Annotated in this window: 16 protein-coding genes and 2 tRNA genes; 8 read left to right on the top strand and 10 right to left on the bottom strand. The window is 65.0% G+C overall.

Annotated features, from left to right (window positions below):
• Positions 1-71: 71 nt before the first annotated feature.
• Positions 72-383, bottom strand: coding sequence for a hypothetical protein (locus AC1DQ3_RS02355; RefSeq protein WP_477118568.1), 312 nt, complete (start codon positions 381-383; stop codon positions 72-74).
• A gap of 229 nt (positions 384-612) precedes the next feature.
• Here AC1DQ3_RS02355 and AC1DQ3_RS02350 point away from each other — a divergent pair, with 229 nt between their 5' ends.
• Complete coding sequence (locus tag AC1DQ3_RS02350; protein ID WP_477118567.1) at positions 613-921, top strand: hypothetical protein; 309 nt, start codon at positions 613-615, stop codon at positions 919-921.
• 325 nt (positions 922-1,246) lie between these two features.
• Entirely contained in the window at positions 1,247-1,534 is a 288-nt protein-coding gene (locus tag AC1DQ3_RS02345) for a hypothetical protein (protein ID WP_477118566.1), read from the top strand.
• Between the two features lie 162 nt (positions 1,535-1,696).
• On the opposite strand, the gene AC1DQ3_RS02340 is transcribed toward AC1DQ3_RS02345, so the two are convergent.
• From AC1DQ3_RS02340 to AC1DQ3_RS02325, 4 genes are all read right to left on the bottom strand, one after another.
• Positions 1,697-1,772: transfer RNA gene (locus tag AC1DQ3_RS02340), tRNA-Met, on the bottom strand.
• A gap of 189 nt (positions 1,773-1,961) precedes the next feature.
• The gene (locus AC1DQ3_RS02335) at positions 1,962-2,243 is read right to left on the bottom strand and encodes a hypothetical protein (protein ID WP_477118565.1); all 282 of its coding nucleotides are present in this window, start codon (positions 2,241-2,243) and stop codon (positions 1,962-1,964) included.
• 101 nt (positions 2,244-2,344) lie between these two features.
• Positions 2,345-3,181, bottom strand: a complete 837-nt coding sequence (locus AC1DQ3_RS02330; protein ID WP_477118564.1) for a DUF1266 domain-containing protein — start codon at positions 3,179-3,181, stop codon at positions 2,345-2,347.
• 251 nt (positions 3,182-3,432) lie between these two features.
• A tRNA-Arg gene (locus AC1DQ3_RS02325) sits at positions 3,433-3,509 on the bottom strand.
• A 125-nt stretch (positions 3,510-3,634) separates the two neighbouring features.
• Between AC1DQ3_RS02325 and greB the strand changes: the two genes are divergently transcribed.
• Positions 3,635-4,231 (top strand): transcription elongation factor GreB, encoded by a 597-nt coding sequence (gene greB, locus AC1DQ3_RS02320; RefSeq protein ID WP_477118563.1) that lies wholly within the window; start codon positions 3,635-3,637, stop codon positions 4,229-4,231.
• A 12-nt stretch (positions 4,232-4,243) separates the two neighbouring features.
• Here the strand turns inward: greB and AC1DQ3_RS02315 are convergent, their stop codons facing one another.
• The 4 genes from AC1DQ3_RS02315 to AC1DQ3_RS02300 all read right to left on the bottom strand — a co-directional run bounded on the left by AC1DQ3_RS02315 (position 4,244) and on the right by AC1DQ3_RS02300 (position 8,805).
• Entirely contained in the window at positions 4,244-6,661 is a 2,418-nt protein-coding gene (locus AC1DQ3_RS02315; protein ID WP_477118906.1) for a RelA/SpoT family protein, read from the bottom strand.
• 255 nt (positions 6,662-6,916) lie between these two features.
• On the bottom strand, positions 6,917-7,120 hold the full coding sequence (rpoZ, locus tag AC1DQ3_RS02310) for a DNA-directed RNA polymerase subunit omega (protein WP_006162413.1): 204 nt from the start codon (positions 7,118-7,120) through the stop codon (positions 6,917-6,919).
• A gap of 84 nt (positions 7,121-7,204) precedes the next feature.
• Complete coding sequence (gmk, locus tag AC1DQ3_RS02305) at positions 7,205-7,858, bottom strand: guanylate kinase (RefSeq protein ID WP_477118562.1); 654 nt, start codon at positions 7,856-7,858, stop codon at positions 7,205-7,207.
• Positions 7,859-7,863: 5 nt separating this feature from the next.
• Entirely contained in the window at positions 7,864-8,805 is a 942-nt protein-coding gene (locus AC1DQ3_RS02300; RefSeq protein WP_477118561.1) for a YicC/YloC family endoribonuclease, read from the bottom strand.
• 178 nt (positions 8,806-8,983) lie between these two features.
• Here AC1DQ3_RS02300 and AC1DQ3_RS02295 point away from each other — a divergent pair, with 178 nt between their 5' ends.
• The 5 genes from AC1DQ3_RS02295 to hemW all read left to right on the top strand — a co-directional run bounded on the left by AC1DQ3_RS02295 (position 8,984) and on the right by hemW (position 13,874).
• Entirely contained in the window at positions 8,984-10,033 is a 1,050-nt protein-coding gene (locus AC1DQ3_RS02295; protein WP_477118560.1) for a serine/threonine protein kinase, read from the top strand.
• Positions 10,034-10,195: 162 nt separating this feature from the next.
• A complete protein-coding gene (locus AC1DQ3_RS02290) occupies positions 10,196-11,110 on the top strand; it encodes a PP2C family protein-serine/threonine phosphatase (protein ID WP_477118559.1) in 915 nt (304 codons plus the stop codon).
• Positions 11,111-11,282: 172 nt separating this feature from the next.
• A complete protein-coding gene (gene rph / locus AC1DQ3_RS02285; RefSeq protein ID WP_477118558.1) occupies positions 11,283-12,002 on the top strand; it encodes a ribonuclease PH in 720 nt (239 codons plus the stop codon).
• A 13-nt stretch (positions 12,003-12,015) separates the two neighbouring features.
• Complete coding sequence (rdgB, locus tag AC1DQ3_RS02280; RefSeq protein WP_477118557.1) at positions 12,016-12,633, top strand: RdgB/HAM1 family non-canonical purine NTP pyrophosphatase; 618 nt, start codon at positions 12,016-12,018, stop codon at positions 12,631-12,633.
• The gene (gene hemW, locus AC1DQ3_RS02275) at positions 12,630-13,874 is read left to right on the top strand and encodes a radical SAM family heme chaperone HemW (RefSeq protein WP_477118556.1); all 1,245 of its coding nucleotides are present in this window, start codon (positions 12,630-12,632) and stop codon (positions 13,872-13,874) included. The genes rdgB and hemW overlap by 4 nt, the downstream gene beginning before the upstream one ends.
• An 85-nt stretch (positions 13,875-13,959) precedes the next feature.
• Here the strand turns inward: hemW and AC1DQ3_RS02270 are convergent, their stop codons facing one another.
• Positions 13,960-14,481: an outer membrane lipoprotein gene (locus tag AC1DQ3_RS02270; protein ID WP_477118555.1), complete on the bottom strand. Its 522-nt coding sequence runs from the start codon at positions 14,479-14,481 to the stop codon at positions 13,960-13,962.
• Positions 14,482-14,646: the final 165 nt, after the last annotated feature.

Genomic DNA, 14,646 nt, shown 5'->3' with positions numbered 1-14,646 from the left:
GCATCGACGAGACCGATGCGCCACACGCTCATCCCACACATGGGATGAATGGGGAAACCCGCCGGCCCGGCTCAGGGCGCGCCGCGCGATTGCCGGGCGATACGCTCGATCAGCGCATTGGCGTCATCCGGCAAGCCCTGCAGCGTCAGCAGCCGCGCGTTGAGCACCATATTCTCCAGCACCAGCTTGGCGGTGGAGGCCCACATGGTGGCCAGCAGCGCATCCACCGGCATGCCCGCCGATTCCATCGCGCTGGAACGCTGCGCCACCAGACGGCACACCAACGCGCGCAATGTGGCATCGTCGAAAGGCAGGTCGGCATAGTCGATCGGATCTTCCTTCTCGACTTCAACCATCAGTTGCAGCAGCATGTCTTCGGTCATCGGCAGGCTCCCACGGGATCGGATGTTCCTGACGATGACGCTAATCCTCGTCCATGGCGTTGTCAATTGCGGCGGACCGTCAACATCCAGGGAACAACAACGGAGAAGGCGCGCCCGGTTGCGAGATCAGATGACTCAGGGTAAGCGATAGATAAGTCCCATCAGTTAGGACTGAACAAAGCGTGTAAGCTCCAGTCTCATTCTCATCACTAACTAAACAGTAGCGTTCATGACCAAGCGTTTGTTGTCGGCCATGCGTCAGTACGCGTGGTTCGGTGGTGTCAAGCACCACGTGGTCCAAGGCGTGGAAGCGCTGGCCACCTTGCTCAAGTCTCCCGCAGTCGCGGCCCGTGCAGTGGCAGCCATCGTTGCCGAAACCGAACAGGGCGTGCAGGTATGGGTGTCCTATTTCGGCAAGCCGATGGATCCGCATACCACCTACGTTTTCTGGCCCATGCAGCGCGCGCTCAAACCCGCGCGACGACGCGTCGCCGCCATTCCCTTGCCCCGGCAACACTGGGATCGCGATCGTCATTAACTCCGTTGCACCATCACCCGCCAGCCGATAGCGGCTGGTGGCAAGAGGCGCCAGCCCCAGCGGTTCGTGGCGCCTTTTTTTTCCCCTTCCCCCCTATCCGCTTTGCCCTTTGCGTTCCCCTCGCCGCCCTCATGCGTCGGACTGTGCCTGTGTCAGCACATCGGGAATCTGCAGCATCATGATTTCGGCCAGTTCGGCAAGACGATTGGCGGGCGGCACACCGATGACACCCCAACGAACGCGCACTGTAGGCCGTGTGCCGATAGTCGGCGCACATGCTGCCTACTACAATGAAATGCATCCTCATTCTGGCCAGGAGACGGAAATGCCCGAACCGGTACACGACGAAGCGTTGGTCAATCTCTACCTTGAGCAGATTTCCGCCCTATCGATCAGCGCCTTCGATGGCGCCGACGTCAGCCAGGAACTCAGCCAGGTCGTGCGCGAGGCCGTCAGCAAGTGCAGCGCAAGCAAGGCCACGCCCGCGGGCAATAACCTGAGTGTGCTGATCGAACGGCTGACCGCGCGCGCCGAGTCCGCGGCGCGCGAGGGCCAGCCGCAAGTGCGCGACACCTTTGCACACGCGGCCGAACTGGCTCGGATGCCGGCCTGAGGTGCAAGCGGGCCGCGCGCGATCGCAAGCGCGGGGCAATGCATCGTGCGCGGTGCGCGGTGCGAATAGCCCCGATGCAAAGCGGTTCGTGATCGTTTGGAATTGTGAAACTTGGCCAGGACGGCCGGGAGAGAAGACCGGAAAAGATCTTTAAAATGTCTTTGGTTGCGGGGGCAGGACTTGAACCTGCGACCTTCGGGTTATGAGCCCGACGAGCTGCCAACTGCTCCACCCCGCGTCCGAGAGGCCGGATTATGGTGGATCACGGCGCGCATTGCAATCGATTTGTGACGCTATCGTGAAAAAACGGCTTTCGGCCGCCGCTACCCGCGATCTCCGCGCCGGATGGCAGGCGCTACAACCCAGGCACGCCGCCAGCCGGATCGCAAGTTCATGCGCGGCAAATGCAAGATTTGCCAGCGCAGAGCTAATCCCCCCTGGGCCCCACCAGTTGGTCGACAAGCTGGTAGGCTGCAACGAAGGCCGCCACCTCGGCAGCGTGCCGGGTAGCAAAGCGCGCGGCACCGCTCGACAAGCGCTCGGTATCGCCCGCGTCGGAGGGATCCGCACCCTCCTGGCAGACCCTGACTTCATATCCCCACCGGGCGACTTCGCCCAAGGCCGCGACGCCGCCATCCCGCGGCGACGTAGTCAGGACATAAACGTCCATGCCCCGATACGCTTCCACCCGCCAGTCCGCGTTGCTCATGAGATCTCCTGGGTTGTTCGCTGCAGGCACGACGCAATGCGCCTTGTGCACACCTGAACCAGCCTAGGCCGCCGGCACCGGGCTCGCAAGACGGCATGCGCCTACACGCCGCACGGCGCGGCAAGATAGGGCGCGGTGCGCCACGGACTGACCGGGTCATCGAGACAAAGCCGGGCAAACGACAACTGCTGCAACAGGCCGGCGCCCGGCCCGCCCCACATCGCGAGGCCCAGCAGGTAGCTCACCGCCACTTCCTCCCAGGACTCAAGCTGCGCGAAGACCTGGGCCGCCGCGCGCTCGATCACCGCCCAGGCCTGCGCCTCGGTCTGCATGCCGCAATCGTAGGCCGTGCGCGCGACATGGATGGCGCGGCTCATATCCCAGGCCAGCACGCCGCGCGCGAGATCGGCCCGCGATCCAACCAGGCGGCTCGCCCTCAGGTCCGGCATGGCGCGCTCGAGATTGTCCACGCAGAGAGCAAGGCGCACCGGATCGAACAGCTCATCGAGCAGCACGATCTCTCGCTCGCGGGCCGCGCGCGGCACCGCAAACAGGAGCCGGCAAACCTGCGGGTACAGCGCGCGATGCCCCTCCTCCAGCAACCATGCCAGCATGCCTCGCGCTTCGCCGGCAGTATGGATGTGCCAGGCGTGCGCAAGCACCTCCGCCTGCGCGCGCGGATCGGCGCCGGTGGCCAGGGTACCGGCATTCAGGCTGAAGCGCTCGCCGTGCAACAGGCCTACCAGCAGGCAGCGCGCGCGAGCACTGGCGGCCGGCATCGCCCCGCTCGCGAGCGCCACCTCGCAAGTGCCGCCACGCAAATCCAGCCTGCCGCCCATATCTGGCGGCAACGACGCTTGCGGCTTACGCCGGCTGCGCGCCGCGACGGCCAGCAGGGCGAACAACACAGCGGAAACAATCCACGGCAAAGGTCGCATCGCAAGTTTCCCCAGGGGAGAGTGCGATCGCTCGGCATGGCAAAGGGGGAGGAACCAGCGGGGGAGCGATCCGGATGGAAGCGCATGTGATGCGCGCCGGAACAAAGATTAGCGGCGGGAAGACCGGCGCACGATGAGAGCAATCTCAATCGCTTGCGTTCCCGTCATGCACGGGCAGAACACCGTAGAATGAGCAGGACCTGGAAATGAAAGAGGGCTTCCATTTCTGGAAGCCCTCTTTCATTGATAAGTGGTGCGGCTGGCAGGATTCGAACCCACGACCCCTTGGTTCGTAGCCAAGTACTCTATCCAACTGAGCTACAGCCGCACTCGAGAAACAAGATTATAGCGAACTTTCAGAGTCTGTGAACCCCCTCTGCGCACATTTTTTTGATTTTTCTTCTGGCGACCGCGACTTCCTATAATGACAGCCCCGTAGATGTGATCCTTACCATGAACAAGGCATTTGTCAAAGAGTCGTCCGGCGACGAGGACGACGACCTGCCCGAAGGCGCCGCCCCGCTGCCGCCGGGCACCAAGAACTACATCTCGGCGCAGGGCTACCAGCGCTTGCGCGATGAACTGATGCGCCTGATCGACGCGGAACGCCCGGAGGTGGTGCAGATCGTTTCGTGGGCGGCGTCCAACGGCGACCGCTCCGAGAACGGCGACTATCACTATGGCAAGAAACGCCTGCGCGAGATCGATCGCCGCATTCGCTTCCTGACCAAGCGCCTGGAGAAGGCCGAGGTGGTGGACCCGTCCCTGCAGGGCGACAACGACCAGATCTTTTTCGGCGCCACGGTCACCTATGCCAACCAGGCTGGCGAGGAAACCACCGTCACGATCGTGGGTACGGACGAGGTCGACCTGGACAGCAACCACGTGAGCTGGATTTCGCCGATCGCGCGCGCCCTGCTCAAGGCGCGCGAAGGCGATACCGTGCCGCTGCGCACGCCGGCCGGTATCGAGCAGATCGATATCCTGGACGTGCATTACCCCGGAAACCAGGCGCAACAGGGTACCGGCGCGCAAGCGGAAAAACACTGAGCCGGATGCCGGTCAGCCGTCGTTGCGGTCGCGGAAGATACGGATGACGTCGGGGTTGCGCCTGAGCGCGCGCATGACGTTGGCAAGGTGCAGGCGGTTCTGCACCTGGATGATGAACTGCATGTAGGTGGCCTCCTGCTGGCCGCCCTCCTGCTGCTCCATTGACACGTGCGCGACGTTGGCATCGGCCGAGGTCAGGTCGGCCGCCACGCGGGCCACGATGCCCTTGACGTTGCGCACCATCACCTTGATCGACACATCGAAGGCGCGCGTGGTCTTGCGCGCCCACATCACATCGATCCAGTGCTCCGGATCCTTGCTATGCAGGCGCTTGGCCACCTTGCAGTCCTGCACGTGGATCTGCAAGCCCTCGCCCTTGCCCAGGTAGCCGACGATGGAGTCGCCGGGAATCGGGCGGCAGCATGCCGAGAAGATGATCGACATGCCTTCGTCGCCGGTGATCGGCACGGCCGGGGCTTCTTCGCCGGCAAAGGTCTGCACCGCCGCCAGCAGCGCGCTGTCGACGTCGCCGGACAACTCCTGCAGCAGGATCTCCATGCGCTTGGCCACGACGGCAGGCACGCGCCGCCCCAGCGCCAGGTCGGCGAAGATGTCTTCCTTGTGCTTGTTGCCCGTCCACTGCACCATGCGGTCCCACACCGACTGCGGCAGCGCTTTCAACTCGATGCCGAGCTGGCGCGCGGACTGTTCCAGCAGGCGTTCGCCAAGCTGGATGGCTTCGTCGAGCCGGGTGGTCTTGAGATAGTGACGGATGGCCGCGCGCGCCTTGCCGGTGCGCACGAAGGCCAGCCAGGCCGGATTGGGCTTGGAGTACGGCGCCGTCACCACCTCGACGATGTCGCCGCTCTTGAGCTCGGTGCGCAGCGGCAGCAGCTCGTTGTTGATCTTGACCGCCACGCACTGGTTGCCGAGATCGCTGTGCACGGCATAGGCGAAATCGAGCGCGGTGGCGCCGCGCGGCAGCGCGCGGATATGCCCTTTTGGCGTGAACACATAGACCGCGTCCGGGAACAGATCGATCTTGACGTGTTCGAGGAACTCCTGCGAATCGCCGGTCTGGCTCTGGATATCGAGCAGCGACTGCAGCCACTGGTGGGCCTGCTGCTGGATATCGTTGGCCTGGTCGGCCTGGTGCTTGTACAACCAGTGCGCGGCCACGCCGGCTTCCGCGATCTGGTGCATGTCGCGGGTGCGGATCTGGAATTCCACCGGGGTGCCGAACGGACCCACCAGCGTGGTGTGCAGGGACTGGTAGCCGTTGATCTTGGGAATGGCGATGTAGTCCTTGAACTTGCCCGGCATGGGCTTGTACAGCCCGTGCAGCGCGCCCATCGCCATATAGCAGTGCATCTGGGTTTCCACCACCACGCGGAACCCATACACGTCGAGCACCTGCGAGAACGACAGCTGCTTGTCGTGCATCTTGCGGTAGATGCTGTAGAGCGTCTTTTCACGCCCCGACAACTCGGCCACGATGCCGGAGTCGCCCAGCGCCCTCTGCGCGGTCTCGAGAATGCGCCTGACCACCTCGCGCCGGTTGCCACGCGCGGCCTTGACCGCTTTTTCCAGCGTGGCATAGCGGAACGGCGAGCCGACCTTGAAGGACAGCTCCTGCAGTTCGCGGTAGGTAGTGTTGAGGCCGAGCCGATGGGCGATCGGCGCGTAGATCTCCATGGTTTCAAGCGCGATCCGGCGCCGCTTTTCCGGCGGCACGAAATCGAGCGTGCGCATGTTGTGGGTACGGTCGGCCAGCTTGACCAGGATCACCCGCACGTCGCGCGCCATCGCCAGCAGCATCTTGCGGAAACTCTCCGCCTGCGCCTGCTCGCGGCTCTGGAATTCGAGCTTGTCCAGCTTGGTCAGGCCGTCGACCAGTTCCGACACCTTGGGGCCGAATTTTTCCGCCAGCTCGCTCTTGGTGATGCCCTGGTCTTCCATCACGTCGTGCAGCAGCGCCGCCATGATGGATTGCACATCGAGCTTCCAGTCGGCGCACAGCTCCGCCACCGCTACCGGATGCGTGATGTAGGGCTCGCCGCTCTGGCGATACTGGCCCAGGTGGGCCTCGTCCGAGAACTGGAAGGCCTCGCGCACCAGGGCCTGGTCGGCCGGCTTGAGGTACGCCAGCTTCTCCATCAGCCGGGTGATCGAGATCACCTGCTGGCGCGGCGGCGCCGCGGGCTGCGAGGTCGGGCCGAAGAAGTGACGATAGGACTGCGCGAGCACCGCGTCGATAAACAACGCGTCGCCCGGCGCGGCTGCAGCCCGGTCTTCGCTCAGCTCGCTTTCGGCGGCAGCCTGCGCGGCCCTGCCCTTGCCCGCGCCCATGGCGGGCGCGACGGCACGTTCGCCGACAACGTCGTTGCCGAGCGGATCGGGAAGATTGGGAGCGCCGGTACGCGCCGTCACGGTCGGCTGACCGGTCCCGGCGCGCTTGCGCTGAACGGGTGGCACGGCTTCGCCACTCGCCTCACCAGGCGCTTCCCCGCGCGGGCGCGCCGGCGTAGCCGTGGGGCTGGCCGTCACAGGAGAGGAAGGCTGGGAGGAAGACATGTGGGCGGCTTTCCGAAATCTGGCTGGTTAAGCAAGTACGCGAACCGGTACGTCAGCAGAGTCTCAATGCAAAGGTACGCGTTGCGAGGACTGGCCACCGCCGCCCGAAAATCAGGTTGGTACCTTCTTGAGCATCTCGATGCCGATCTGGCCCGACGCGATCTCGCGCAGCGCCACCACGGTGGGCTTGTCCTTGGCCTCGACCTTGGGGGTATGACCCTGCACCAGCTGACGGGCCCGATAGGTCGCCGCGAGCGCGAGCTCGAAACGATTCGGGATGTGTTTCAAACAATCTTCGACGGTAATACGCGCCATATCAAATCCACCTTGGGACAAAACCTCATGCGATACCGGCCATTTTACAGCACGCGGCTAGAAACGTTCCCGCCGCGCTCCGGATCAGTGAATACCGAGCTCGATGAAGAGATCGGCGTGACGCGCTTTTTGCGACGAAAAACGCAGACGGGTAGCACGTATCACGCTGCGCAGCTGTTCGAGCGCCTGCTCGAAAACCTCGTTGATGATCACGTAGTCCGACTCGGAAGCGTGGGCCATTTCGCTGCCGGCCGCCAGCAGGCGGCGCGTGATCACATTGGGCTCGTCCTGGCCGCGCTTTTTCAGGCGATCTTCCAGCGCCTGCAGCGACGGCGGCAGGATGAAGATCTCCATGGCGTTGGAAAAGCGCCGGTGCACCTGCTGCGCGCCCTGCCAGTCGATTTCCAGCAGCACATCGTTGCCCTGGGCCATCTGCTCCTCGATCCAGATGCGCGAGGTGGCGTAGTAGTTGCCATGGACCTCCGCCCACTCCAGGAACTCGCCGCGATCGCGTGCGGCACGGAAGGAATCCATGGTGGTGAAGTGGTATTCGCGGCCATCCTGCTCGCCGGGGCGCGGCGCGCGCGTGGTGTGCGAGATGGACAGGCGGATGGCCGGGTCCTGCGCCAGCAGCGCGTTGACCAGCGTGGACTTGCCGGCGCCGGAAGGCGCCACCACCATGAACAGGTTGCCAGGATAGGCGGTGTCGATGGCGACGTGGGACGACGTTTCAGGCATGATGATTATTCTAGGTTCTGAATCTGTTCTCGCATCTGCTCGATCAGCAGTTTGAGCTCCATGGCGGCATCGGCCAGTTCCTTGGCCGCAGACTTGGAGCCCAGCGTATTGGCTTCGCGGTTGAGCTCCTGCATCATGAAATCGAGCCGCTTGCCGACCTGGCCGCCCTTCCTGAGGATATGGCTGGTTTCGTTCAGGTGCGCCTGCAGGCGCGACAGTTCCTCGGCGATGTCGATGCGGATGCCGTAGACCGTGGCTTCCTGGCGGATGCGCTCGCCGATCTCGTCGCGGCTCATCGATGGCATGCCGTTCGGCGCCACCAGGTTGAAGGCCTCCTGCAGGCGGTCGGTCAGCTTTTCCTGGTGGTGGGCGATCAGTTGCGGAATGGTGGGCGTCAGGCGCGCGACGATGGCCAGCATGGCCTCGATGCGGTCGTCCAGCGTGGCCTTGAGCGCCTCGCCTTCACGGCGGCGCGCCTCGATCAACTGGGCCAGCGCTTCCTTGGCCGCGCCCGTCACGGCTTCGCGCAGCGCGTCCTGCGACAGTTCGGGCTCGACCAGCACGCCCGGCCAGCGCAGGATCTCGCCCATGCGCAGCGAGCCCGCCTCGGTAAAGGTGCCCGCCACCGTAGCCTCGATGGAGCGGATCTGCGCCAGCAGGGCATCGTTGAGCGCCAGCGTGGTGCCGCCGGCGCCGGCATCGGCACGCTGCAGGTTGATGCGGCACTCCAGCTTGCCGCGCGACAGCTGCGCCATGAGCATTTCCCGCAGGGCCGGCTCGAAGGCGCGACACTCTTCGGGTGCACGGAAAAACAGGTCGAGGAAGCGCGAGTTGACAGTGCGGAATTCCACCGAAACGGACGCCGTCCGGCCAGTGGGCACGCCATGCGCGTCGGTCAGCGGCGCCTGGCGGGTCGCCAGGCCGTAGCCGGTCATGCTGTGGATCATTGATTAGTCTCGCGAAATGGCCATCCGGCCGCATGCGTCCACACGGCCCGGGGAGCTGGCAGCCCCGCAACCACGCCGGTTGAACGCCGAAAACAGAGCCAGAAATGGCCGCTATTGTGTTCTTTACAAGTCATCGATTAGTCAGGACAATCCGGAGGCAATCACGGTCCCGAATCCTATGACAGAGTCCAAGGGCGCATCACCTCCAAAGAGCGCACCGCTGCCCATCGGCACGCTGCTGTCCAACTACCGTATTGTAAAGAAGTTGGCCAGCGGGGGGTTCAGTTTCGTCTACCTGGCCACCGACCAGGCCGGCTCCCCCGTCGCGATCAAGGAGTACCTCCCGTCGTCCCTGGCTCGCCGCAAACCCGGCGAGCTGATCCCCGTGGTGCCGGAAGAAAGCGCGGCTTCGTTCCGCCTGGGGCTCAAGTATTTCTTCGAGGAAGGCCRCTCGCTGGCCAAGATTTCCCATCCCAGCGTGGTGCGCGTGGTGAATTTCTTCCGCGAGAACTGCACCGTCTACATGGTGATGAACTACGAGCTGGGCAAGACGCTGCAGGAACATATCCTGCACGCACGCCAGCAAGGCCGCGCCAAGGTGTTGCGCGAACACTTCATCCGCAAGGTCTTCCACGAGCTCATGAGCGGCCTGCGCGAAGTGCATATCCACAAGCTGCTGCACCTCGACATCAAGCCCGGCAACATCTACCTGCGCGAGGACGAGTCGCCCATCCTGCTGGATTTCGGTGCCGCGCGCCAGATCCTGACCATGGAGGCGGCGCGCTTCCAGCCCATGTACACGCCGGGCTTCGCCGCGCCCGAACTTTACGGCAAGCACTCCGAACTGGGGCCGTGGACCGACATCTACAGCCTCGGGGCCACGCTCTACGCCTGCATGGCGGGCATGCCGCCGCAGGAAGCGAACCAGCGCGAAAAAGAGGATCGCATGGCGGATCCGATCGAGCGGCTGCGCAGCAGCTACACCCACGGCCTGGTGGACCTGGTCGAATGGTGCCTGCGCCTGACGCCTTCCGAACGGCCCCAGAGCGTGTTCCGGCTACAGAAGGAGCTGCGCGAACAAACCAATGCGCTGGGCGAACAGGCGGCAGCGCCTGCCGCCGCCACTGCCGCCGAGCGCCCGCTTGCCAGCCGGTTCCTCACGCTGCTGCGCAAGCGCGAGGAACCCGCGGACATCCATGCCAAGGAGATCGGCACAAGCAGCGAATAATGCACTGATGGCGCTTACCCGCGCCTTGTGCATACCCCCGTCCTGCGCCGCCATTACCAGCTATCATGCAAAGCGCCGATCCGCAACGCCGCTGCTCACTGTGCCTGTCAGGCACGGATGTGGCGCCGCCGTCTCCCAAGAACTGATTTCCGTACAGCCACCATGCGATTCTCCGTCTACCAGGAAAGCAGAAAAGGCGGCCGCCGCATCAACCAGGACCGCATGGGCTATTGCTTCACGCGGGATGCCCTGCTGATGGTGCTAGCCGATGGCCTGGGCGGGCACGCGCTAGGCGAAGTCGCCGCGCAGCAGGCCTTGCAGACGCTGGCCCGCCAGTTCCAGGCGCAGGCCCGGCCCTCGATCCGCAACCCTGCCGATTTCCTGCAGGACACCATCATGCTGGCCCACCGGGAGATCCATCGCTATGCCGAGGCCAACCGGCTGGAGGATACCCCCCGCACCACCGTGGTCTGCTGCCTGGTCCAGAACGGCCAGATCCACTGGGCGCACGCCGGCGACTCGCGGCTGTACCTGGTGCGCAAGGGCAACCTGCTGACCCGCACGCGCGACCACTCCAAGATCGAGAACCTGCTGCAGCAGGAACGCGTGCTGCCGATGCAGGTGGCGAATCACCCCGAGCGCAACAAGCTCTACAACTGCCTGGGCTCACCCAACCTGCCGCTGATCGATATCGGCGGTCCGCTGCGGCTGGAACCGGGCGATGTCGCGCTGCTATGCTCGGACGGCCTGTGGGGGAGCATCGAGGAGCAGCTGCTGGTCGACAAGGTGACCAGCCTGTCGGTGGTGCACGCGATTCCCGACCTGATCGAGCAGGCGCTGCACAATGCGGGCGAAGGGGCCGACAACACCACCTCGATCGCCATGATGTGGGAACTCGACGCGGACCTTGCCAGCGAAGACTCCGTCGCCACCGAGACCCTGCCGCTCAACACCTTCACCACCTCCATCCTCGAGAACAATGGCGGCGATACCGACCTGCTGTCGGAAGAAGAAATCGAACGCTCCATCGCAGAGATCCGCGCGGCGATCGACAAAACCAGCAACTTCATGCGTTAAGCATGCCGGGCGGCCTGCGCAATCTGCGGCCGATACCGGAAAGAAGTACCGCCCGCGCCGCAATGGCGCGGGATTTCACGGTCCGCCGCGGGCCGAATCGACGCCGAATGGGCACGCGCTGCCCCGCGGCGTTAAAATCCGTGTCCTGAACCGATTCCGAGAAAACCCACACATGCGACCGAGCGGACGCGCAGCCGATGCGCTGCGCCCTATCACCCTGACCCGACACTACACCCGCCATGCCGAAGGCGCTGTCCTGAGTGCCTTTGGCGATACCAAGGTGCTGTGCACCGCCAGCGTGCTGGCCAAGGTGCCGCCGCACAAGAAGGGCAGTGGCGAAGGCTGGGTCACCGCCGAGTACGGCATGCTGCCGCGCGCCACCCACACGCGCTCCGACCGTGAAGCCGCCCGCGGCAAGCAGACTGGCCGGACCCAGGAGATCCAGCGCCTGATCGGCCGCGCCATGCGCTCGGTATTCGACTTGTCCGCGCTGGGCGAATACACCATCCACCTGGACTGCGACGTGCTGCAGGCCGACGGCGGCACCCGTACCGCCGCCATCACCGGCGCCTTCGTGGCTGCCCATGACGCCGTTTCCGCCATGCTGCGCGATGGCCAGATCCAGGCCAGCCCGATCCGCGATTTCGTCGCCGCCGTGTCCGTTGGCATGGTGGATGGCGTGGCCGTGCTCGACCTGGACTATGCCGAGGACAGCAACTGCGACACGGACATGAACGTGGTGATGACCGGCAGCGGCGGCTTCGTCGAAGTGCAAGGCACCGCCGAAGGCGTGCCGTTCAGCCGTACCGAACTCGAAGCGATGACCCGCATTGCCGAGCAGGGCATCGCCGAACTGGTGGCGCACCAGCGCCGCGCGCTCGGCCTGGCCTGATAGGGTGAACGCCATGCAACGCCTGGTCCTCGCCTCCAACAACCCCGGCAAGCTCGGCGAGTTTGGCGCCTTGCTGGCGCCGCTCGGCTTCGAGGTGATACCACAAGGACAACTCGGCATCGGCGAGGTCGAGGAGCCCTTCGCCACTTTCGTCGAAAACGCCCTCACCAAGGCGCGCCACGCCAGCCGCCTGGCGGGCCTGCCCGCGCTGGCCGACGATTCCGGCATCTGCGTGGATGCCCTGGACGGCGCGCCGGGCGTCTACTCGGCGCGTTACGCGCAACTGGTGGGCAAGCCGAAATCCGACGCCGCCAACAATGCGCACCTGATCTCGCAGCTGGCCGGCAAGCTTAACCGCCGCGCCAGCTACTACTGCGTGCTGGTGCTGGTGCGCCATGCCGACGACCCGTTTCCGCTCATCGCCGAAGGCGTATGGCCGGGCGAAGTGGTCGACGCGCCGCGCGGCAACGCCGGCTTTGGCTACGATCCGCATTTCATGCTGCCGCAGCTGGGCAAGACCGCGGCCGAACTGCGCCCCGAGGAAAAGAACGCGATCAGCCACCGCGCGCTTGCACTCAAGGCCCTGACTGAACGCCTGCGGGCGAACGGCATCACGTCGGCCTGCTCATGATCCCCATCGTTCCCGTGGCATCGGCCGGCGCCAGCGCCCCCGCCGACACCAGGTCGCTGTGGCTGCAGCCGGGCCAGCTCTCGCTGCCCGCCTCGCCGCCGCTTTCACTCTATGTGCATGTGCCCTGGTGCGTGCGCAAGTGCCCGTACTGCGATTTCAACTCGCACGCCGTGCCCGGCGCGGCGGACAGCCACGACATCCCCGAAGACGCGTACCTGGATGCGCTGCGCGCCGACCTGGAGCAATCGCTGCCGCTGGTATGGGGCCGTCCCGTGCACACGGTCTTCATCGGCGGCGGCACGCCCAGCCTGTTGTCGGCCGCCGGCATGGACCGGCTGCTCTCGGATATTCGCGCGCTCTTGCCGCTGGACGCCGACGCCGAGATCACCATGGAGGCCAACCCCGGCACCTTCGAGGCGGAGCGCTTTGCCAGCTACCGGGCCAGCGGCATCAACCGCCTGTCGATCGGCATCCAGAGCTTCAACGACCGCCATCTCGCCGCGCTCGGCCGCATCCACGGCGGCGCCGAGGCGCGCGCAGCGATCGGCATCGCGCTGGACAATTTCGACAACGTCAATCTCGACCTGATGTATGCGCTGCCGGGCCAGACCCTGGCGGAATGCGCGCAGGACCTGGAGACGGCGCTGTCGTTCAACACCACGCACCTGTCGCTCTACCACCTGACGCTGGAACCGAATACGCTGTTCGCCAAATTCCCGCCCGCCCTGCCCGACGACGACAGCGCCTACGAAATGCAGGACCTGATCGAAGCACGCACGACCCAGGCGGGCTACCGGCACTATGAAACCTCGGCCTACGCCAGGCCGCATCGCGAGGCGCGCCACAACCTGAACTACTGGCGCTTCGGCGACTACCTGGGGATCGGGGCCGGCGCGCACGGCAAGCTCTCCTTCCCGCACCGGGTACTGCGCCAGATGCGCCACAAGCATCCGGCCACGTATATGGCGCAGGCCATGGCCGGTAACGCGGTGCAGGAGCAGCACGACGTCAGCGCCGCCGACCTGCCCTTCGAGTTCATGCTGAACGCGCTGCGCCTCACCGACGGCGTGCCGGCCACCACGTTCTTCGACCACACCGGGCTGCCGCTGCACACCATCAGCCGGGAACTGGCGGCGGCCGAGAATAAAGGCCTGCTCGAAGCGGATCTGGCTACCATCAAGCCTACCGAACTCGGCCGGCGTTTCCTGAACGATCTGCAGGAGATGTTTCTCAAGGGGTGACGCCATCCGGCGCCTTGCGGCGAACAGGAAAACGGCCACCCCTCGGGTGGCCGTTTTCCTGTCACGATACCAGCGTTCCTTTCTTTCAGTAAGGCATCGCCATATCGTTGGCGACCTGCGCCCGGGAACCGATGCGCAAGTTGCTGACATCGCGCTGCGTGACCGTGGCCAGGCGGCCATCGTCCAGGCGCACATTGACGCGGTAGGCGGTTTCGGTGCTGCTGCCCGCGCGCTTCTCGATCTGGTTGCCCGCCACGCCACCCGCAACCGCGCCGCCGATGGTCGCGATGGTATTGCCGGTACCCCCGCCAATCTGGTGGCCCAGCAAGCCGCCGGCCACGCCGCCGATGACGGTGCCCAGCACGCCCGAGCTGTTCCTGGTGGTCGTCAGCGGTTCGATCGACTCGACCCGGCCATGGAACACCGAACCCGCCGGCGCCTGGTAGGTATTCGTGCCCGGCGGCGGGGGCGCAGCCTGGTACGCAGCTTGCGGTGGCGCGCCATAGCCGCCGCCATAACCACCGCCATAACCGCCCGGCGCCGCGCAACCCGCCATGCCAACCACTGCGGCGGCGGCCGCCACGCCCAACAGAGTCTTGCCCTTCATCCGATATTCTCCTTATTACCTAAACATGATTGGAACAGAGGGAGGCGCCGCACCGGCATGCCCCCTCACGCATGATAGGAGCGCGAAGCCGGAAAGAAGGTTCCGCCATGTCCGGCAAACACCGACAAGGCAACATCGCGCAACCAAGCGCCCCCGCCCTTGCTA

Source organism: Cupriavidus sp. 01T418 (genome assembly GCF_056398885.1).
Note: the sequence above shows the minus strand (reverse complement) of the source record. Positions and strands in the feature narration are given on the sequence as shown.